This window comes from Caballeronia udeis, assembly GCF_044909315.1.
GTDB lineage: Bacteria > Pseudomonadota > Gammaproteobacteria > Burkholderiales > Burkholderiaceae > Caballeronia > Caballeronia udeis_A.
The window spans coordinates 24,999-46,371 of the sequence record NZ_JBIYEB010000008.1 but is presented as its reverse complement, the minus strand read 5'-3'; the positions used below and the strand labels follow the sequence as shown (position 1 = coordinate 46,371).

At 60.9% G+C, this 21,373-nt stretch carries 17 protein-coding genes; 13 read left to right on the top strand and 4 right to left on the bottom strand.

Going from position 1 to position 21,373, the window contains the following annotated elements:
- The first annotated feature begins 73 nt into the window (after positions 1–73).
- From ABH944_RS15005 to ABH944_RS14995, 3 genes are all read left to right on the top strand, one after another.
- Positions 74–1,291 carry an ABC transporter substrate-binding protein gene (locus ABH944_RS15005; RefSeq protein ID WP_404607679.1) on the top strand — a complete coding sequence of 406 codons (1,218 nt, stop codon included), beginning with the start codon at positions 74–76 and terminating at the stop codon, positions 1,289–1,291.
- A gap of 190 nt (positions 1,292–1,481) precedes the next feature.
- A complete protein-coding gene (locus ABH944_RS15000; RefSeq protein ID WP_404607680.1) occupies positions 1,482–1,754 on the top strand; it encodes a plasmid mobilization protein in 273 nt (90 codons plus the stop codon).
- Between the two features lie 2 nt (positions 1,755–1,756).
- The gene (locus tag ABH944_RS14995) at positions 1,757–1,951 is read left to right on the top strand and encodes a hypothetical protein (protein ID WP_404607682.1); all 195 of its coding nucleotides are present in this window, start codon (positions 1,757–1,759) and stop codon (positions 1,949–1,951) included.
- A gap of 475 nt (positions 1,952–2,426) precedes the next feature.
- On the opposite strand, the gene ABH944_RS14990 is transcribed toward ABH944_RS14995, so the two are convergent.
- Entirely contained in the window at positions 2,427–2,990 is a 564-nt protein-coding gene (locus ABH944_RS14990; RefSeq protein WP_404607684.1) for a lipid-binding SYLF domain-containing protein, read from the bottom strand.
- A 637-nt stretch (positions 2,991–3,627) separates the two neighbouring features.
- Between ABH944_RS14990 and ABH944_RS14985 the strand changes: the two genes are divergently transcribed.
- The 5 genes from ABH944_RS14985 to ABH944_RS14965 all read left to right on the top strand — a co-directional run bounded on the left by ABH944_RS14985 (position 3,628) and on the right by ABH944_RS14965 (position 8,906).
- Entirely contained in the window at positions 3,628–4,701 is a 1,074-nt protein-coding gene (locus ABH944_RS14985) for a LysR family transcriptional regulator (protein WP_404607686.1), read from the top strand.
- Between the two features lie 101 nt (positions 4,702–4,802).
- Positions 4,803–5,435, top strand: a complete 633-nt coding sequence (locus ABH944_RS14980) for a hypothetical protein (RefSeq protein WP_404607688.1) — start codon at positions 4,803–4,805, stop codon at positions 5,433–5,435.
- 29 nt (positions 5,436–5,464) lie between these two features.
- Positions 5,465–6,772: an MFS transporter gene (locus ABH944_RS14975; protein ID WP_404607690.1), complete on the top strand. Its 1,308-nt coding sequence runs from the start codon at positions 5,465–5,467 to the stop codon at positions 6,770–6,772.
- 60 nt (positions 6,773–6,832) lie between these two features.
- On the top strand, positions 6,833–7,534 hold the full coding sequence (locus ABH944_RS14970) for a DUF2848 domain-containing protein (RefSeq protein ID WP_404607692.1): 702 nt from the start codon (positions 6,833–6,835) through the stop codon (positions 7,532–7,534).
- A 19-nt stretch (positions 7,535–7,553) separates the two neighbouring features.
- Positions 7,554–8,906: an amidase gene (locus tag ABH944_RS14965; RefSeq protein WP_404607693.1), complete on the top strand. Its 1,353-nt coding sequence runs from the start codon at positions 7,554–7,556 to the stop codon at positions 8,904–8,906.
- 156 nt (positions 8,907–9,062) lie between these two features.
- Here the strand turns inward: ABH944_RS14965 and ABH944_RS14960 are convergent, their stop codons facing one another.
- Positions 9,063–11,441 (bottom strand): DNA polymerase II, encoded by a 2,379-nt coding sequence (locus ABH944_RS14960; RefSeq protein WP_404607694.1) that lies wholly within the window; start codon positions 11,439–11,441, stop codon positions 9,063–9,065.
- Positions 11,442–11,715: 274 nt separating this feature from the next.
- Between ABH944_RS14960 and ABH944_RS14955 the strand changes: the two genes are divergently transcribed.
- Genes ABH944_RS14955 through ABH944_RS14940 form a run of 4 tightly spaced genes read left to right on the top strand, consistent with a single transcriptional unit; the run spans position 11,716 to position 16,943 of the window.
- Positions 11,716–13,371 (top strand): ABC transporter substrate-binding protein, encoded by a 1,656-nt coding sequence (locus ABH944_RS14955; RefSeq protein ID WP_404607696.1) that lies wholly within the window; start codon positions 11,716–11,718, stop codon positions 13,369–13,371.
- A gap of 10 nt (positions 13,372–13,381) precedes the next feature.
- Positions 13,382–14,311, top strand: a complete 930-nt coding sequence (locus tag ABH944_RS14950; RefSeq protein WP_404607697.1) for an ABC transporter permease — start codon at positions 13,382–13,384, stop codon at positions 14,309–14,311.
- Positions 14,308–15,165, top strand: coding sequence for an ABC transporter permease (locus ABH944_RS14945; protein ID WP_404607699.1), 858 nt, complete (start codon positions 14,308–14,310; stop codon positions 15,163–15,165). Before ABH944_RS14950 ends, ABH944_RS14945 begins: the two co-directional genes overlap by 4 nt.
- Before the next feature lie 8 nt (positions 15,166–15,173).
- A complete protein-coding gene (locus ABH944_RS14940) occupies positions 15,174–16,943 on the top strand; it encodes a dipeptide ABC transporter ATP-binding protein (RefSeq protein ID WP_404607701.1) in 1,770 nt (589 codons plus the stop codon).
- A gap of 75 nt (positions 16,944–17,018) precedes the next feature.
- Here ABH944_RS14940 and ABH944_RS14935 read toward each other — a convergent pair whose 3' ends face one another.
- Positions 17,019–18,383: an LLM class flavin-dependent oxidoreductase gene (locus ABH944_RS14935; protein ID WP_404607703.1), complete on the bottom strand. Its 1,365-nt coding sequence runs from the start codon at positions 18,381–18,383 to the stop codon at positions 17,019–17,021.
- 71 nt (positions 18,384–18,454) lie between these two features.
- A complete protein-coding gene (locus ABH944_RS14930; RefSeq protein ID WP_404607704.1) occupies positions 18,455–19,807 on the bottom strand; it encodes an LLM class flavin-dependent oxidoreductase in 1,353 nt (450 codons plus the stop codon).
- Positions 19,808–20,074: 267 nt separating this feature from the next.
- Between ABH944_RS14930 and ABH944_RS14925 the strand changes: the two genes are divergently transcribed.
- Positions 20,075–21,373 (top strand): acyl-CoA dehydrogenase family protein, encoded by a 1,299-nt coding sequence (locus ABH944_RS14925; RefSeq protein WP_404607706.1) that lies wholly within the window; start codon positions 20,075–20,077, stop codon positions 21,371–21,373.

Genomic DNA, 21,373 nt, shown 5'->3' with positions numbered 1-21,373 from the left:
TTCTTCAATCCACCTTAGCCATTAGCCACTCACTTGGCATTCAACCTAGCCGCTTTACCCGGAGAGAAAAACTATGACCACGCGTGTTGGATCGTTGCTGCGCTTAACCGCCTTCATGGTTGCGCCCCTGGCCGCCGCTTTGGTGTCGGCAGGCGCCGCCGCCCAGACCATCAAGATTGGCGAGATCAACAGTTATAAAGCGCAGCCCGCGTTCCTCGGTCCGTACAAGAACGGCTGGAACATGGCGCTTGACGAGGTCAACGCGGCGGGCGGCATCGACGGCAAGAAGCTCGAAGTCATCTCGCGCGACGACAACGGCAATCCGGGCGATACGGTTCGGGTTGCGCAGGAATTGATCACGGGCGAACAGGTCTCGTTGTTGTTCGGCGGCTTTTTGTCGAACACAGGGTTGGCGCTTGCCGACTACGCGAAGCAACGCAAGGTTTTCTTCCTGGCTGCTGAACCGCTGACCGACAAGATCGTCTGGCAGGACGGCAACAAGTACACGTACCGGTTGCGTCCGTCGACCTATATGCAGGTCGCGATGCTCGTGCCAGAAGCCGCCAAGCTGCACAAGAAACGCTGGGCGGTGGTTTATCCGAACTATGAATACGGCCAGTCGGCGGTGGCAACATTCAAGCGGTTGTTGAAAGCAGCGCAACCGGACGTCGAGTTCGTGGCGGACCAGGCGGCTCCGCTTGGCAAGCTGGATGCCGGTGCGGTTACGCAAGCGCTCGGGGACGCGAAGCCCGATGCCATTTTCAATGTCGAGTTCGCGGCCGACCTTGGCAAGTTCGTGCGTGAGGGCAATACGCGTGGCTTGTTCAAGGATGTTTCCGTCGTGTCGCTATTGACGGGCGAGCCTGAATATCTCGACCCGCTGGGATCCGAGGCACCGGTCGGCTGGATCGTGACGGGGTATCCGTGGTACTCGATCGATACACCTGCCAACCGCAAGTTCGTGGCGGCCTATGAGACGAAGTATCACGACTATCCGCGGGTGGGATCGGTGGTGGGTTATTCGGCGTTGATGTCGATTGCGGACGGCTTGAAGAAGGCCAAGTCGACCGATCCGGACAAGCTTGCGGCGGCGTTCAAGGGCCTGAAGGTCGACACGCCGTTTGGTCCTATCACGTACCGCGCGCAGGACAACCAGTCGACGATGGGCGCGTATGTGGGCACCACGGCGTTGAAGGGCGGCAAGGGCATCATGACGAACTATAAGTACATCGATGGCGCGAGTGTCCAGCCATCGGACGCGGAAGTGGCGAAACTGCGCGCAGCAGATTAAGTCGACGCGCTGTGTTATGTGTGAGAACGGCCCGCGAAAGCGGGCCGTTTTTGTTGGTGGGGCTGGCGAGGGACTTGGTTTTGAACGTTGCTGGAACAGACGAATCGGTTGAAACGGGAAAAAGCGCTTGACTGATACCGGAAACGGCCTAGTATGTACATACCATGTTCATGTACATAGGAGTATAGAAATGGCTGCAGCAACGGAACGAATTGTCGTCCAGGTGACACCGGTTCAGAAACGTGCGATTGCGAGCACCGCCAAGCGCCTCGGGCTCAATGTGAGCGAATTGATGCGCCAGGCGGCGCAGGGCTTCACGCCGTCGAACGATGAAGAGGATATTAACGCGCTGATCTGGCGCGTGAATGCGTCCACGCAGGAAGCGAACGACGCACTCGATGATGCGTTGTCATTTGTCGCAGAATCGAACAAGCGCATCGCCGCAATGTCCGGAGGTAAGTAGTAATGGGTGTAACCGACAAGGTGTGGGACGCACTCACGACCGTTATCAAAATGAATGACAAGGTGGTGTCGTTGGCCGGTACGGTGAAAGAGCAGCAGCTAAAGATCGAGGGACTGACCGAGCGCGTGATTCGCCTCGAGGCGACTCTGGAACTGATGATGCGTACAGGCAGCGGCACGAAGAAGTTGCCGCGCTAACTGGAAGAAAATTGAGCAATGTCGAGTATGAGGAACGATGGCATCCACAACTGTGACATGTAAAGGGCAGGTGACGATTTCTGTTGACCTAAGTAACCAACTTGGGCTCGGAACTGGTGATCACGTCGAGTTCATCCTCAACGACGAAACCGGGCACTATGAAGTCGTGCGTGCCACGTGCTCAGTGAAAGCACTCAAGGGAATCATCCGCAAACCCGCGGTATTAGTCTCGATTGAGGACATCAACTCGGTAATAGGCGAACAGGGAGCATCGGCTCGATGATCGGCCTTGATACGGATGTGTGGATTCGCTATCTTGCACAAGATGCGGATTTTTGGGCCGACGTAGACAACTGGAGCCCGTCATGAAAACCGTCACTCTGGGCGTCGCCTCCCGCGAAGCCGTCAACAAGCGCTTTTTGGCAGCATTCGAGGGCGCCAGTGACGCGCCCGATGAACCAGAAGACCCAACCGATCACGGACTAAGCTTCGAGATTTTCTGGCCCTGGATTCCTACTCCGGCCATCAGCCCTTGCTGACCATAAATGAACGCGTACACATCCGATTTCAGCGTGGTCGATGTCAGCGACCGGGCCGTGCCGGAATCCACTACAACAACACTTGGACCTGCTCCAATCGACCACCCGCCGCTAGTCTGCAGATAGTTGATTGCGGAATCGCTTGTGAAGAACATGGCTTCCTGAAACGACTGCGCACCGGCCTGCAGACCATACGAAAGGGACGTTGCGTTGTAGTAGCCCATCACTCTCCCATCCGCAGCGAACATCACGCCGTTTCCTTCCTCGGCTCCAACGATCAAACCCGCCTTGAGTATCTCCGGAAATACGAGCACCGCCTTCGCTCGCGCCTGGAGCAACTTTGCATTGGGCGTGGTGCTGTACAACTGCTGTAACGCTGCGCGCGCCTTGGCTTCCAGGTCGGGATCAACTGCGCTGGACGGCGGTATTTGCGAAGTCGAGCAAGAGGTCGCAAGCAGCAAGAGCAGGTTAACGAGGATGAGTCTGATGCATTTGGCCATGGGTCGACTCCGCTTGCAGATCGGCCGTATCCGGTTGAATACAGGCCGGGGTGGTTCGGCTGGGGTTCGATACAGATCAGCTTTATCGGTGGTTAGTTTTTCGATTTAAAACGTATTCTTCCGCGTGAGAGTGTAAATAGATTGAGGAAATAATTCGGTCCGATTTTGTTGTTTGAAACGATTTAATGACTAATGCTCATGTTTGCAATAATAAAAATTGGCAAGCGGCGGTCATTAATAAATCATTTTGAAACGGCAAACGTGTTTAACGCCCGAGGCTTGCAGGGCGGCGCTGCGACTCACATAACTGGCTCCGGATAATCGATCAATTCAATCTGGCGGGGCTCGGCGAGCACGCTTGTCCGTTCTTGCTTTATTCAACTTGAGATTTCATAAGGCACGAGGTTATATCAAGCATTGCCATTTGGCAAAGTATCCGCCACGCAAGAAATTATGGAAATAATGCCCGAATTTATTTCGGAATTTCAGTTCTCAATATGTCACGCCTATCAAGCCCAAGCGCATCTATAAACAACTCGTTCCGTTGCGAGCCTCCCTGCGGCCGGAGCGCGCGCCAATCTGACCATGTGTTATGACGCGTTACCATGCCGGTTCGTCCCGACTTGCGACCTTTGCCGTGAACATCCGCTTCCTTGAAACCTTTGTCTGGCTCGCCAAACTGCAGAACTTCCGTCTCACGGCCGAGAAATTGCACACCACGCAAGCGGCGGTCTCGAGCCGGATCGCATCGCTTGAAGAGAGCTTCGACGTCCGCCTGTTCGACCGCAACTCGCGTTCCGCCACGCTGACTCCGGCGGGCCGCAAGATGCTGGCCTATGCGGAGCGCATCGTGCGCCTTGGCGAGGAGATGCGCCGGGAAGTCGACGACGCGGACGCCGATGCGGGCCTGATCCGCATCGGCGTGATCGAATCGATCGTGCATAGCTGGTTCCCGGCGCTGATGGCGCTGGTGCGCGAACGATATCCCCGGCTCGAAATAGAAGTCACGAGCGACACGACGATTCACCTCGCAAACCTGCTGCGCGGCGGTGAGATCGAGTTGATCCTGCAGACCGATGCAATCGCCGGCCCCGACTTCACGAATCTGCCGCTCTGCGAATTCCCGGTGCGCTGGGTGGCCAGTCCCAAGCTCGGGCTCTCAGGCCGGACCCTTGATCTCGTGGATCTCGCGGACTTTCCTATCGTCAGCTTTTCGCGTCACTCCGGTCCGCACGCAACGCTCGAGCAACTCTTCGCACTGGCAGTCGAGCGACCCGCGCGGATCAACTGCATCACGTCGGTGGCAGCGATGATTCGGCTGGTTGCGGACGGTTTCGGAGTCGCCGCGCTGCCGCCCGCGATCATCCAGCGCGAGTTGCGCGAGGGCACGCTCGAAGTCCTCGACGTAAGCGCCGAGTTCCCCGCGCTGCCGCTGATGGCGACCTGCCGGGCGCATAGTCATCCGCTCGCCGCGCGCATTGCCGATCTGGCACGGCAAGCCGCGAGCGAATTCGAAGCAGCGCTCCACGCTGAGCCGGCCCCGGCTGCCAAGGCCGAAGCCAAGCCGGGGACATCGTCAAAACGCGGTGCCCGCAAGACTGGCGGCGCGCAGACGTTGTCGCCGGCGGTCAATGCGGGCAAGCCGGGCCGCACGCGTAAATCTGCGCAAAGCAAGTCGCCGGAAAACAAGCGGGCGGAAAGCAAGTCATAAGGAAACTTGTTCGCGCCGTATTTGTTTTCTTGTTGGACCGAAGTACCCGCTGCTCGCGACACTGTTCCCATTACGAATCCACTTTCGCCAGGGAACAACCGATGAGCGCATCACAACCGCAGGGACAGCTTTGCATTTGGACCGATACCGACCCCGATCCGGTGCAGGAAGCCGATTTCAACGCGTGGTACGACTGCGAGCACATGCAGGAACGCGTCGCGATTCCCGGTTTTCGCTACGCACGCCGCTTCAAGGCGACCGACGGCGGCCCGCGCCGCTACCTCGCGCTCTATGTGACCGAGTCGCTCGAGGTTTTTCGCAGCGACGCTTATCAGCGCGCATTCACTCAGCAAACCCCATGGTCCCTCGGCAATTTTGCGCGGATGACCAACACGCAGCGACGCGTGGGCGAACTGACGCTTGAAAAGGGTGACGGCGAGGGCGCATTTCTCGCGCTGTTCGTGCTGCCGCCCGAACGCGTTGAAGCCACGCTGTTGAAGCCGCGCTTTGAAGCAGGCCTGCGTCAGGCGGGCATTCATGCCGCACGGCTTTTTTGCACGGCGCCTGCGCTGTCGGTGTCGCTGACGGCATCGAAGGAACCGGCATTGCCCGCTGCCGATGCGCTCGTGCTGATCGAAGGCAGTGACGCCGAGGCCACTCGCGCGCTTGCTGAAACACTCGCGGACGGCGCTGAAGTCCGTACGTTCCAGATGCTCTGGCGCATTTCGGCCTGACCCCACGTTTTGATCATCCGAGGTTCCCGATGAATACACTTGCCCGGCAATCCGATCTTGGTTCGCCGCACGTCGGCCGCGGTCGCCTGGCGACGGCGAGCATGGTCGGCACGTCGCTGGAGTGGTACGACTTCACGATCTACAACACGCTCGCCGCACTGGTTTTCAATCACCTGTTCTTCCCTTCCGTCGATCCGCTCGCAGGCACCATTCTCGCGTTCTCGACCTACGCGGTGGGGTATATCTCGCGGCCTCTCGGCGGTGTGATCTTCGGCAATCTGGGCGACCGCATTGGCCGTCGCGCTGTCCTGATGCTCACGCTCGTGCTGATGGGTATCACCACGGCGCTGATGGGTTTCCTGCCGACCTACGCGGCCATCGGCATCTATAGCCCGATCCTGCTCGTCGCGCTGCGCTTCGTGCAGGGCATTGCGCTCGGCGGTGAATGGGCCGGTGCCGTGTTGTTATCGATCGAACATGGCGACCAGAACAAGCGCGGCCTGAGCGCTTCGTGGACGCAGGTCGGGCCATCGTTCGGCACGTTGCTCGGCACCGGTCTCATCGCGCTTATCACGCTCGTGGTCTCCCCGGATGACTTCCTCGCCTGGGGTTGGCGGTTGCCTTTTGTCGCCAGCATGCTGCTGGTGGTCTTTGGCTTGTGGGTGCGCCGCGGTGTCGATGAAACCCCGCAATTCGAGCAACTCAGCCACGCGCATGCAACGGCCAAGGTGCCTGTGGTTGAAGTGCTCACGCAGCACTGGCGGCGTCTGCTGATTGCAGGCGGTTCGCGAATCGGATCGGACGTGTTGTACGCGATGCTGGTCGTGTTCACGCTGACCTATGTCACCACCGTGCTGCATCTCTCGCGCACGACGGCGCTGACCGCCGTGCTGATTGGTACCGCGTGCAACGCGTTGAGCGTGCCGTTCTTCGGCGCGCTGTCGGATCGCTTCGGGCGCCGGCCGGTCTATCTCGCCGGTGCGTTTGCCGCGCTGGTATGGGCGTTTGTTTTCTTCGTGCTCGTCGATAGCGCGCAACCATGGCAGATCGTGCTCGCTGTCGTGGTCGGGCTCGTGATCCATGCGGTGATGTATGGGCCGCAAGCGGCGTTCGTGACCGAGCAGTTTCCCACTCGCGTGCGTTATGCCGGATCGTCGCTCGCTTATACGCTGGCCGGTATTCTTGGCGGCGGCTTCGCGCCGCTCATCATCGTGAGCCTGTTCAAGCACTACAACAGCTCGCTGGCGGTGTCGGTGTATGTGGCGCTTGCGGTGATTGTCACCGGCATCTCGCTGATCGTCGCGCGTGAGACTGCGCGCAGGCCGCTGGAAAACTAACGCGGTACCTGTCGTCCCGGCGCGTATTGTCGCGCCGCGCTCATCTAATCAAGCCTCCCAATGACTACGCTTTCCTTCAATGTATTTCCCCTCGGCGCAGCGCCTGTGTCGACCACGGCCAACATAGATGACCTCGTGATTGCGGGCTGGGCAGGGCGCGATCCTGCCGCGATCCAGGCGCATATCGATGAACTCGCAGCGCTCGGTGTAGCACCGCCATCGGCGACCCCCTGTTTCTATCGTCTGGCCACTGGCCTGCTTACGCAGGACGAGACCATCGCCGTGCTCGGTGCGCGCTCGGGCGGCGAAGTTGAATGTGTACTGCTCGATAGCCCGCTCGGTACGCTGGTCGCTATTGGTTCCGATCATACGGACCGCGAAGTAGAGGCGTATGGCGTGGCGGTATCGAAGCAGGTTTGTGCAAAACCGCTTAGCCGCGATGCCTGGCTTTACGCCGATGTCGCCGCGCATTGGGATCAGTTGACCATGCGCTCATGGTTAAGCGGAGCCGACGGTGAGCGCCACGTCTATCAATCGGGGGCGGTGAACGGCCTGCTTGAACCGGCTGATTTATGGAACAGGTTCGCGGGAGCCCCGGCACTCCCCGCGAAGAGCGCTATGTTCGGCGGCACGCTTGCCGTGCACGGCGCAATCGCGGCGATGTCCTCGGGCGATGTCTTCGAACTCGAGCTCCACGATCCCGTGCTCGAACGCACTTTGAAGCACAGGTATTCGGTGGCTTCGCTGCCGGTTATCGCCTGACTTTTACTGGATATCATCCATGACGATCTTCGCTCCCAAGACTCCGCTTGCAGACCTCGCCGTCATGCTTGACGCAGGCACCACGACGAGTCGCGAACTCACTGAAACCGCGTTGGAACGTATTGCTGCCGATGGCGGCAATGGCGGCGCCGCGTTTTGTTTCGTCGACGCCGACGGCGCCCGCCGCCAGGCCGACGCCCTCGATGCGCTCCGCCGCGCCGGCACGCGTCTCTCGCCGCTCGCCGGTGTGCCGATATCGGTAAAGGATCTCTTCGACGTACAAGGCCAGCCGACCCGCGCCGGTTCCCGTGTCCTCGCCGATGCTCCGCCAGCTCGCGCCGACGCACCCGCGGTCGCCCGGCTAAGGCAAGCCGGCGCGGTGCTGATCGGGCGCACCAACATGAGCGAGTTCGCATTCTCCGGGCTGGGCCTGAATCCGCACTACGGCACGCCTGCGTCGCCGTGGCGCCGCAGCGAGAGGCATGTGGCGGGCGGGTCGTCGTCGGGAGCGGCGGCTTCCGTGGCCGATGGCTTGGCGGCAGCAGGCCTTGGCAGTGACACGGGCGGATCGCTGCGGATTCCCGCCGCGTTTTGCGGGCTCACGGGTTTCAAACCGAGCGCGGGACGGGTGCCGACCGAGGGTGCTGTGCCGCTGTCGCCTACGCTGGATGTGGTCGGTGCCATCGCGCCAAGCGTCGCGTGCTGCACGATGGTGGACGGGGTGCTGTCGGGAGCATTGTTCGACGCAAGAAGGCCACTGGCGGGCGCACGGCTGGCGGTGCTGCGCAACTATGTGATGGACGGTATCGAGCCGGAAGTTGCGCGAACTTACGAAGCTGCGTTGGACAAGCTTGCTCGAGCCGGCGCCTTGCTGACCGAAGTCCGTTTTGCGCCGCTCGATTCGCTTCCCGCGATCAACATGTTCGGCTTCTCGCCGATAGAAGCTTATGCCGCTCATCGCTCGCGACTGGGTACGCAGGCCGATGCGTACGACCGGCGCGTGCTGGCCCGGATCAGGCGCGGCGAGTCGGCATCGGCGGCGGATTACCTCGATCTGCTGGCGGCGCGGCGCAAGACCATCGCGGCGGCTCGGCAGTTCTTTGCCGGTTTCGACGCGTTCGTCATGCCGACTGTTCCTATCGCGCCGCCTGCAATTGCCGCGCTCGAAGCCGATGACGCCGCTTTCGCCGCAGCCAACGCGCTGGTGCTGCGCAATCCAAGCGTGGTGAATTTTCTCGATGGCTGCGCGGTTTCAATGCCTTGTCATCGCGAAGGGGAAACGCCGGTGGGGTTGAGCATCGGCGGGTTTCATGGTCAGGATGAAGCGATTCTCGCGCTGGCGGGCGCGGTGGAAAACACGCTGGAGGTTTGAGAGGCGGGGGACGGCGCGTACGGCTCTTGCTGCCCGGCTGGCTCGCGCCGTTCATAACGAAGCAAGAGCCTAAGCTCCAACCAAATCAACACGTTGCTGTAACTCCCCGCGACTTGTCCACAGCCTTGCCAACAATTTCTGTGGATATCTTCACCGCTAAAACAGCTCATGCTGGCCAGAAACCAGCGCCTGAAATTCGCTTTGCAAAAGCGGCAGGATAGCGTCGGCAATAGGCTGCAACTGCCGTGTCAGGTAGTGATCGTAGTCAATGGCTGACTGCAGGGTTTCAAGCGGTTCCGGTCCCGCGCTGGTCATCACATAGCTGATCCAGCCGCCGCGTTGATACTGCAACGGCCGGCCGCGCTCGCGGTTGAATTCATCGGCCATGCGAGCCGCGCGGACATGCGGCGGCACGTTGCGCTCATATGCATCCAGCGGCCGGCGAAGGCGCTTTCTATAGACGAGCAGTTCATCGAATTCGCCGCTGAGCGTTCGCCGCACGTAGTCGCGAACATAGTCCTGATACGGCTCACCCTTGAAGATCCGCAAATAGAGTTCCCGCTGGAACCGCTGCGCGAGTGGCGTCCAGTCGCTGCGAACAGTTTCGAGTCCCTTGTAGACCACCTCTTCGCTGCCGTCGGGCAGAAGGCTGAGACCGGCATAACGCTTCTTGCTGCCTTCCTCCGCGCCACGAATCGTGGGCATGAAAAACCGCCGATAGTGCCGTTCGAATTGCAACTCGAGCGCGCTCTCCAGCCCAAAGCGCTCACGCACATGACCTTGCCACCATGTATTCACGTGCTCGACGAGCTGCCCGCCAATACGCGCCGCTTCCTCCTCGCTGCGCGCCTGCTTCAACCATACGAATGTGGAATCCGTATCGCCATAAATCACTTCGTACCCTTCGGCTTCAATCAGCTCACGCGTCTTGCGCATGATTTCATGACCGCGCATGGTGATCGACGAGGCAAGGCGAGGGTCGAAGAAGCGGCAGCCCGTGGAGCCCAGCACGCCATAGAACGCGTTCATGATGATCTTCAACGCTTGCGAGAGCGGCTTGTTGTGCTCGCGCTTGGCTTCCTCGCGCCCTTTCCAGACCTGTTCGACAATGGCCGGCAAACTATGACGTGTGCGCGAGAAACGCGCGCCAAGAAAACCCGGCACTGAGTGCTGGTCGTCGGGATGCCGCAAACCGTCCACTAGCCCCACGGGATCGATAAGGAAGGTACGAATGATCGATGGGTACAGGCTTTTATAGTCGAGAACCAGCACCGAGTCGTAAAGACCCGGACGCGAATTCATCACGAATCCGCCGGGGCTTGCCGCGCCGGCAACATCGCCCAGATTGGGCGCGACGAAACCTTGCCGATGCATCCGCGGCATATACAAGTGTGTGAAAGCGGCCACCGATCCGCCGCTGCGGTCCGCGGGCAGACCCGTGACCGTAGCGCGCTCAAGCAGGAAGTTCAGCAGTTCCGTCCTCGCAAAGACCCGCGTCACCAACTCGCAATCCTTCAGGTTGTAGCGCGCGAGAGCAGGCTTGTCTTCGTCGAAACGACGCTGGATTTCGTCCATCCGCTGGTACGGGTTGTCGATGGCCTTGCCTTCACCCAGCACGCTCTGCGCGACATACTCGAGGCTGAACGAAGGAAAGGTCCACGTTGCTGACCTGAGCGCTTCAATACCATCGATCAGCAACCGTCCCGCCGCGCCCGCGAAGAAATGGTTTTGAGTGAGGCCGTGCTGCCGCCATTCCATCACGCTCCCGCCACGACCCAGCCGCAGTGGAATCTGGTACTGCTGCGAGTGCTCCTGCAATACACGCAAATCGAACTGAACCAGGTTCCAGCCGATGATCGCATCGGGATCATGCTTCTCGAGCCACTCGTTGAGTTTTTCCAGCAGCAGAGGGCGGCTTTCGCAGTATTCAAGCTTGAAGTCGATGCCGTTGCTGTCGCCGTTGGGCGGTCCCAGCATATAAACCTGACGCTCGCCGCAGCCTTCGAGCGCAATGGAATATAGCTCGGCCTTGGCGCTGGTTTCTATGTCGAGCGATACCAGTTTCAACGTCGGCCTGTAACCCGACGCGGGTTTCAACTCGCTGTTCAGAAGCGGACCGTCTCCATGAGACTCGCCGGTGAACACAACCGGCGCCGTGATGAAGCGCTCCATCATGTAGCGGTCCGGCGGAAAGACATCGGCTTCGTAGACATCGACGCCGCCCTGCTTCAAGCGCCTTTCCAGCCCCGTCAGTTGCCGATACTGCTTGCTATACAGGCCCAAGACCGGCCGATGCCTGAAGTCAACCAGATCCAGCGGGCGGAGTTCCACCTGCTTCTCGCGTTGCAGGACAGTTTCGGCGCGCTCGCGTTGTTCGGCTGGAATGAACGCGACCGAATCCTGCGGACGCAACCGCAGTTGGCGGGGACCCTCATCCGTCGCCAGCCAGAATTCGACCTCCGTCCCATCGGCGGTGTCCCGCCAGTGACGCGTCAGAATAAAACCTTGTTGATGCCCGCTCAGATGCCCGCCCATGGAAAACGTATCTTCAGCATGGATTTTAGTGGGTGCGCGACTTTCCCGTCCGGTTTGCCGTTTCTGCGAGCTCGGCCTGAACATCCCGGCGTAAGCGAATCCTTCCGATCGATATGAAATCGCATCCGCTATCCATAGAATAAATACTACGTTTGCGATGCCTGTCTCGCCGCCTACGATGCAAGGTCAATTTTTGCGTGGCCGCTTCAAGCACGACCACGCAGCAGCAGTGGCCCCTCTCGGGCCGCTCGACCTTCGACAGGAATCCGGTTAGATGAACGCAAGACTTCTCGCGCTCGTGGGCGCGACGGCCCTTAGTGCCGGTTTCGTACTGAGTGGCTGCAGCAAATCCGATTCAGCTTCGCCCCAGCAGCAAACCCCGGCCAAGCCGGTCTCAGGCGGCGCGCTCACCTGGGGTGTCACGACGGAACCCGCGTGCTTCGATCCTCATCGTTCATCGCAGCAAAACGCGTTCTGGGTGATCCGAAACTACATTGATTCCCTGATCAGCAAGAAAACCGACGGCAGCTATGCGCCGTGGCTGGCCAAGTCCTGGACGGTCGCCGACGACGGCAAAAGCTATACGTTCACCCTGCGCGATGACGTGAAGTTCACCGACGGAACCCCGTTCAACGCGGCCGCCGTCAAGGCCAATTTTGACTACATCCTGAGCAACGTCAGCACGACCTCGGCGTCGGCTTCGCTGCTGGTTCATTTTGACCACGCGGAAGTTGTGTCACCGACGGTAGTCAAGCTCGTCATGAAGCAGGCCGATTCAACGACGCTCGAATCGCTGTCGAGCGTCAAGCTTGGATTTATCTCGCCGAAGGCGCTCGCCGAGAACAAGGATCTCTGCGGCGGCGGACCCGGCATGGTCGGCACCGGGCCGTTCGTATTCAGGTCCTATCAGCGCGGCCAGGCAGCAGTCTTCGAACGCAATCCGGATTACCGGTGGGGACCCGGGAACGCACAGCATCAGGGCCCGGCTTATCTTGATCGCGTCACGTACCGCTTCCTGCCGGAAGCTGCAGTGCGGACCGGTGCGCTCAGTTCGGGACAGGTTGACCTGATCGAAGGCGTGCAACCCACTGACATTGCGGTGTTCGACAAGGTCGACGGATTTCAGTACCTGACCGGGCCGTCGGCAACGACCTCGTTCACGCTCAACGTTAACTACACCGTCGCACCGGCGAACGATGTACGCGTGCGCCGCGCATTGCGCGACGGCTTCGATCTGGACGGGATCGTGAAGAGCGTCTATCTGGGTACGGTACGGCGCGCGTATTCGAACATCGGGCCGGACAACGCGGACTACGACGCGAGTCTCAACGGTTCGTGGGGCAACAAGATCGCCGAGGCCAACAAGCTGCTCGACGATGCGGGCTGGACGCAGCGCGACAGCGACGGTTTTCGTACGCGCGAGGGCAAGCGGCTCTCCATTGAGGTCGGCTATCCGCAGCCTTACGTACGCGACAGCCGCGACGTGCTGATTCGCGCAGTGCAGTCGGCGCTGCGTCAGAACATCGGGCTCGATCTCGGCTTGCGTATCACCACGGCGGGTGACTTTACCAACCAGAAGGCGACCGGTAACTGGACCATCTATCCGAACACCGACAACCCGTCGGACGGCGCCATGGAGCTATGGGACATGCTGGGCGACCAGGGCTTTCTCTACAACGCGATCAAGAACCCAGACGCAACCATAGTCGACGATATCAACCATGCCCGTCTCCTGCCCGTGGGCGAGGAACGCCACAAGCTGCTGGGCAAGATCCAGGCGCGCGCGGTGGATCAGGCGTTTATCGTGCCGCTGTTCGCGCCGGCTTATCACCTCGCCGCGAAGTCGAACGTGCACGGTATGGGCTTCGAACCGCAACTCGATGGCCCGGCGAGTTCGTATGACCTGTGGGTCGAGCCGCAGACGAAGTAAGGAGGCTGAGATGCTTCAGAAGATCATCACGCGTTTGTTGACCGGCTTGCTCGTGCTGTGGCTGGCGGCGACGGCCGCGTTCGTGGCCATTCACGCACTGCCGGGACGCATTGAAGATGTGCTTGCGGGGGATCTGTCTTATCCCGGCTTGCGCGAAGCGATCGCCGCGCAATGGGGACTGGATCGCAGTCTTCCGTGGCAGTATGGGCAGTTCCTGTTGCGGCTGGCGCACGCGGACCTGGGTACGTCGTTCGTGATGCAACAGCCTGTGATTGCCGTGCTGAGTAGCCAGCTTTTGCCAACGGCGGAACTGGCGGGATCGGCCGGCCTGCTGGCGATCGTTTTGGCGATCCTGGTCGCCACGTTGACCGCTGGGTCGGTATCGCGACATGGCGCATGGGGCAGCCGTATCGCCGCGGTGTTCGAACTCACGTTCACCTCTACCCCCGTGTTCTGGCTGGGCATGTTGTTGCTGATTGCCTTCTCGTTCCAGTTGCATATCTTCCCCGTATCGGGCGCAAGCAGTTGGCGTTCGCTCGTGCTGCCCGCGGTCACACTGGCTTTGCCGACGGCCGGGATCCTGTCGCAAGTGATGCGCGAGGCGCTTGAGGCCGCACTGGAGAAACCCTTCGTCACCACGATCCGTTCGCGCGGCGTGGGCGAGCTCGCACTACGCTTTCGCCACGTTCTCCGGCATGCATTGCTGCCGGTCGTGACGCTGGGCGGCTGGCTCATCGGCAGCCTGCTCGGCGGCGCGGTGATCACTGAAAAAATGTTCGGCCGGCCCGGCATCGGCAGCGTGACGCTCAATGCGGTCACTGCGCAGGACGTGCCGGTCGTACTCGCTGTGGTGCTGCTCGCGGCCTTCGTCCACGTGGTGATCTCGACACTGCTCGATGTTGCCTATCTGTTCATCGATCCGAGGTTGCGCAGCCAATGAGCGAGATCATTTATCCGGCCGCTACGCGGCGTTCGGAGTGGTCGATACAGGCCATTCCCCCGGGCGTGTTGCTTGCAGGTCTTTTCTTGCTGGCGTTGGCCGTTGCCATTGCTTATCCGCCTCTCGTCACGCACGTCGATCCGCTCACGAGCGACATCGCGCAGACGTTGCAGCCGCCCAGCGCACAGCACTGGTTCGGCACTGACCGTATTGGCCGCGATGTTTTCTCGCGGGTGATCCACGGGGTGCGTTATTCGCTGCTGATCGGACTTGCCAGCATGCTTGTGAGTCTCGCGATCGGACTCGTGATCGGCATGACGGCGGGCCTCGGAAAACGTCTCACCGATGAATCGGCGTCGCGCGTGTTCGACGTGCTCTCGGCCTTTCCTCCCATCCTGTTGTCGTTGTTCGTCGTGACGTTCCTCGGGCAGGGCATTGTCAATATTGCAATCGCGGTAGGTATCGCGGGCATTCCGAAATTCGGGCGGGTGCTGCGCAGCCAGACACTCGTGGTGCGGCGCGCCGACTATGTCACGCACGCTGTGAGCTATGGGCTCTCGCGCAGCCGCGTGTTCTTGCGGCACGTGCTGCCCAACGTGCTGGTGGTCGTGCCGGTGATTGCGACCATCGACATTGGCAGCGCGATCATCGCGGTATCGGGTTTGAGTTTCCTTGGGCTGGGGCCGCAGCCGCCGACGCCCGAATGGGGTGTCATGCTTGCCGAAGGCCGCGACGTGCTGCGGGTCGCGTGGTGGCCGAGCGTATTCCCCGGTCTCGCGCTTACGCTGACCGTTATCGCGTTTTCCGTGATCGGAAAATTTTTGCAACGCAAGGTCGAAGGACGAACGCGATGACAGGCGCCATGCATGAGCCAAAAACACTAGTTGATATCCGCGGCCTGACCATTCGCTTTCCAGGTGCTAACGGTGGCGAACCGCTGGTGCGCGATGTCGATCTTTCCATCCGCGCCGGCGAGTGTGTGGCGCTGGTGGGCGAGTCGGGTTCCGGCAAGAGCCTCACGGCGCGTTCGCTGCTGGGTCTGGCTGGACCGCATGCAGTGATCGATGCCAGTCAGTTCGAGATCGACGGTCGTCAGGCGCTACGCTTCAGCGAGCACGATTGGCGCTCGTTGCGTGGCACCTTCGCGGGGCTGGTGATGCAGGACGCACTTGTCTCGCTCGATCCGCTGCGCACCGTTGGAGCCGAGATAGGCGAGGTGCTGGTGCATCATCGGCTCGCCCGGTCGCGCCATGAACGCCGGGAACGGGTTCACACGGTGATGCAGGACGTTGGTATTGCCGAACCGGAACATCGTGCGAATCAGTATGCTCATGAGTTGTCCGGCGGCTTGCGCCAGCGTGCGCTGATTGCATCCGCTATCGCAGCGGGACCTGCGCTCGTGATCGCCGACGAACCGACGACGGCGCTGGACGTGACCGTGCAGGCGCAGGTCCTGGCGGTTCTCGCGACACGTCTCGAACAAGGCGTGGGGGTGCTGCTGATCAGCCACGATCTGGCAGTGGTAGCCGGCATTGCCGATCGGGTGCTCGTGATGCACAACGGTGAAGTGGTCGACAGCGGGACCACCGCGAGCGTGCTGAATAACCCCTCGCATCCCTACACACGGCAGTTGCTGGCCGCACAACCGTCGGCGCAATCGCGAGGGCATCGGCTGAGTTCCGCGCGATTCGTGACGACGATGACCGCTCGTGGCCAAGCCGAAGGGGACACCCCAGCCAGCGCGCCGGTGATCGTGCGCGAGCCCTTGCCACCACGACGTGCGCGTTCACAAAAAGTCGTGCTGCGCGTTGATGGAATCGGCAAGCATTATTCGCGTCGTGGCAAAGATCGCGGCGACACTTTTACTGCACTGCAGGACGTCTCATTCGAGGTGCACGAAGGGGAAGTGCTGGGTATTGTCGGCGAGTCCGGTTCGGGAAAAAGCACCTGCGCGAACATTGTTCTGGGACTGGTTGAGCCGGCTGCGGGTAAGGTCGAATTTCTCGATACACGCTGGAACGGCCAAGGCGTTTCCGAGCGTTCGCGCCGTGACTTGCGGCCCCGCCTTCAATATATTCCGCAAGACCCGCTCAGTTCCTTCGACCCACGTCATTCGGTGCGCCAGTTGCTGGAAGAAGCGTTATGGCCGAAGCGATTATCCGGGCCGGCGGTGCTTGCGAAAAGCGTCGAGCTGCTCGAACAGGTCGGACTCAATGCAGCATTTCTCGACCGGCGTCCCACGTCGCTCTCGGGTGGCCAGCGGCAACGTGTGGCGATCGCGCGGGCGCTCGCCCCGGAGCCCGCGCTGATTGTCTGCGACGAGCCCGTGTCCGCCCTCGATGTATACGTCCAGGCGCAAGTGCTCGACCTGCTGGCGGAATTGCAGGGACGGTTGCACACGTCGTTGCTGTTCATCTCGCACGATCTCGACGTTGTGCGTCATCTGAGCGATCGGGTGCTGGTCTTCAAGGACGGCCGCGTTGTCGAAGAAGGCGAGGCTGAACGCATATTCGCGGCACCCGAGCATGCGTATACGAAGCTCTTGATGTCGTCGACGCCCGCTTATCGACGTTCATACCTTGATGACAAGGACAGGGCCCATGGCCCGGTTCCGGAGCGTGAGATGTCTTGACGGCCTCACGCTTTAAACCGCGGACGCCGCCGTCGGGTTCGCGTGCACGTTGAACCCGCGCCCGTGCCAGTTAACTCAGGCGGCCACCGCGCTGGTCTTCTCCGCCGAGTAACGGTTAACAGGCTGCGCAAGACCAAGATTCGCGCGCAGCGTCCGGCCCTCATACTCTGTGCGAAACAGTCCACGGCGCCGCAACTCCGGCAGCACCAGTTCGATGAAATCCGTCAGGCTGCCCGGCAGAACCGCGGGCATGATGTTGTAGCCGTCGGCGCCATGGTGGACGAAGCGTTCTTCCAGTTGATCTGCAACCTGCTCCGGCGTTCCGACCACTTGCCAATGTCCGCGTGCGCCCGCCACGCGCAGATAAAGCTGGCGAATGGTCAGGTTTTCGCGCCGTGCCAATTCAAGCGTAAGCAGTTGACGGCTCTTGCTCGCATTCGTTTCCGGCAACTCGGGAATTGGGCCATCAAGCGGGTAAGCCGACAAGTCGAAACCACCGGTCAGGCCCGAAACCAACGCGAGACCCACCGCTGGATCAATCAGCGATTGCAGATGCTCGAACTTCTCGCGGGCCTCGCTTTCGGTACGCCCGACAATGGGCATGACGCCTGGCATGATCTTCAGCTCATCCGGATGACGCCCGTGCTGGTCGAGACGGCCTTTGACATCAGCATAAAAATCGATCGCGTCCTGGAGGGTTTGCTGCGCCGTGAAGATAACCTCGGCGGTACGGGCGGCCAGCGCCCGGCCGGCTTCCGATGAACCCGCCTGCACGACGACCGGCTGACCTTGCGGCGAGCGCGCGACGTTCAACGGCCCCTTGACCTGGAAGAAACGTCCTTTGTGATCGAGGACATGGCGTTTGGTGGGGTCGAAGAAGCGGCCTTTCTCCTTGTCGCGCAAGAATGCATCGTCCTCCCAACTATCCCAGAGACGATCGACCACTTCCGCGAACTCGGTCGCCCGTTCATAGCGCTCCCCATGATCGAAATGCTTGTCGCGATTGAAGTTCTTCGCTTCGTGTTCATTCGACGAAGTAACGAGGTTCCATCCCGCGCGACCGCCGCTGATATGGTCGAGCGACGCAAATTTTCGAGCGATGTGATACGGCTCGTTGAAGCTGGTCGACGCCGTGCCGACCAGGCCAATGTTTTCTGTCACGGCAGCCAGTGCAGACAGCAGCGTGATGGGTTCGAACTGCGCGATGTAGCTGTGCGCGGTACGGCTCAGGAAGTCGAGGTTATCGCCTCGGGTGCCTACACCATCGGCGAGAAAAACGAGATCGAATTTCGCTGCTTGCGCCGCCTGGGCGAGCTGCACGTAGTGCCGGAAATTCACGCCCGCGTCTGCCTGTGCGTCCGGGTGACGCCACGCGGCAATGTGATGTCCTGCGGGATAAAGAAAGGCGCCTAGGCGCAATTGTCCGGTTCGCTTGGCCATGGAGTGTGGAATTGGAGTGCGTCGTGAAAGGGGTGACTGTCAGGCATGAGCCCGATGATCCGGCTGCATGCTCAGGCGCTTTTGCGCCACAAGCGTTGATTCTCGGGACGTGCCAGACCGAGATGCTCGCGTAACGTCGTGCCTTCGTAGCGGGTGCGAAAGATGCCGCGCTGACGAAGGATTGGAACAACGCCGTCGACGAAGTTCTGCAGGCCGCCCGGCAATGTGTCCGGCATGAGGTTGAAGCCATCGGCGGCTCCGGCCCTGAACCAGTGTTCGATGTCATCGGCGATTTGCTCGGGCGTCCCCACGATCACGCGATGACCCCCGCCTCCGGCAAGTGCCCGGATGAGCTGGCGCACTGTATAGCCGTTCTGCCGCGCTTGCGCGATCGTGGCGTGAAAGAACGTATGGTTGCCGTTGCCCTGGCCGGGTAAGGACAGGTTGTCCGGCAGTTGTTCGTCCAGCTTGAGACGATCAGGCGTCAAGCCCAGGGTGCCGGCCAGCCGGGTGAGGCTATAACTCCACGGAATCAGGTCGACCAGTTCATCGCGGCGACGCAACGCTTCGGCCTCCGTGGCGCCTATGATCGTGGTCAGTCCCGCCAGCACCTTCACGGCGTTAGGACCCCGTCCAAAGGCTGCTGCGCGCGCCTTCAGATCGCGCCCATAAGCTAAAGATTCGTCGAACGATTGCGAGGCCGAGAACACTGCCTCGGCGTGCCGTGCGGCAAGCTCGCGGCCATCGCCCGAAGCGCCGGCTTGCACCAGCACCGGATGCCCTTGCGGCGAGCGCGGCACGTTCAGCGGACCTTGCACGGAGAAATGCGTGCCTCGATGCGAGACGGGATGAACCTTGTCCGTATCGACGAATAGTCCGCTGGTTTTGTCGCCGACGAGTGCGCCGTCCTCCCAACTGTCCCAGAGCGCCTTGACGACGCTGGTGAATTCCGCGGCACGTGCATAGCGTTCGGCGTGATCGGGCACTGCGTCGCGCCCGAAATTGCGCGCTGAGCCCAGGTCCGCGGTCGTCACGACGTTCCAGCCTGCACGTCCGCCGCTGACATGGTCGAGCGTGGCGAAGCGGCGCGCGATGTTGTAAGGCTCGTTGTAACTCGTGGACGCCGTGCCGATCACGCCGATATGCGAGGTCGCTGCCGCGATGCTGGCAAGCAGGATGGTCGGCTCGAGCGCGGTGATCGGGCGAAAGTCGATCTGGTCGGCGATAGAGGCATTGTCGGCGAGGAACACGGCGTCGAAGCCGGCCGCCTCCGCGATTTGTGCGACGCGCACGTAATGACGTACGTCGATGAACGCTTGAGGATCGGCTTCGGCCAGACGCCACGCAGAGGGAACGAAACCCGAGTGCAGGATATTGACGTTGAGGTGAAGTTGCCGCGGCGGGGTGGAGGGAAGTTGGGTCATCGTGCTCTTGTGCTTATTAGCTGACTTCAGATTCTTGACCGGACAGCCGCGTAACGCGACCAATTAATCCGCCGATCGATATACGTCAGAGAACTAAGGCAATAAACCGCATTCACCGCGCGGTATGAAGAACAAGCGGGAAACAAGCGAAAAACAAGCCTGCAAAACCCGGCAAGCGCATATGGTTAGCACCTATCGTTCGTTGTCGGCGGCTTGGCGTGGCACTTATCCTCATCGTTCGCACCTGTTCAAATTGTGGAGAAGTGAATGACGACGTCAGCACCGGCGGACGCTGCGCTTGAAGCGCGTTTCGCGGAGATATTCGAGCAGATCGGCAAAGGCACCGTAGAACGCGAGCAAGGCCGTGAACTCGCTCGCGATGCCGTCCAGAGTTTGAAAGACAGCGGTTTTACCGCCTTGCGGGTACCGCGCGAATATGGCGGCAGTGGCGTCTCGCTGCCGCAGTATTTCCGTCTGCTGACGCGTCTGGGCGAAGCCGATTCGAACCTGCCGCAGATCATTCGCGCACATTCCGGTTTCATCGAGCAGCAACTCGAATCCGGCGACGACGCAACCCGCGAGCGCTGGCTGGGTCGTGTCGCGAAAGGGGAGACCATTGGCGCGGCTACATCGGAGCGCACCGGCTCCACGCATAACAGCGTGACCGTCACTCCCGACGCAGACGCGCGCTTTGTTTTGCTGAACGGTGAGAAGTACTACAGCACGGGTACGCTCTATTCGGAATGGATCAACGTAGCTGCGCACGACGCGCAGACCGATCTCCACGTGCTGGTTCGAAGCGATGCGCCGGGTGTCGCGCGTACCGACGACTGGGACGGTTTCGGCCAGCGTCTGACTGCTAGCGGAACAACAAGGTTCGACAACGTGCGGGTTCCGGTCGATCAGATCCTCTCGCGCTACAAGGCCTCGGAGCCGCGTCGCAATTCGTTGCTTACCGCGTTCTACCAGGCCGTGCATCTGGCGACGCTCGCGGGTATTGCTCGCGCGGTTTTGCGCGACGGCGTGGCCTTCGTTCAGGGCCGTACACGCACGTTTGGCGTAGCGGGGCAGTCGAGCCCGCGTGACAATCCGCTCGTGCATCGCGTAGTGGGGCGCCTGGCGAGTCTCGCGTATTCCGCTGAAGCGCTGGTCGAGTCAGTAGCCACGGCGCTCGACCGTGTGCATCGGGCGCGCAACGCGGGCGTGGCGACGACAGCGGACTACATTGCCGTCGATATTGAAGCCTATCAGGCGCAGCAGATTGTGCTGGAGCAAGTGCTTGAGGCCGCCACGCTGCTGTTCGAAGTGGGCGGGGCGTCGGCCACGAGCGAAGCACGCCGGCTTGATCGGCACTGGCGTAACGCACGCGTCATTGCATCGCATAATCCGGCGATCCAGCGGGAGGCTGCCATCGGCAATTATCATTTGAATGGGACTGCTCCCGAGGAGCGATTCAGTCTGTCGCATTCCGCTGCGGATACAGCTGTGCCCGCCTTCAAACAAGGCGCGGTACAGGGCGGAAAAACGGTGGTGCAGGACGATGCATTCGCCAGGACTGGCAGATAG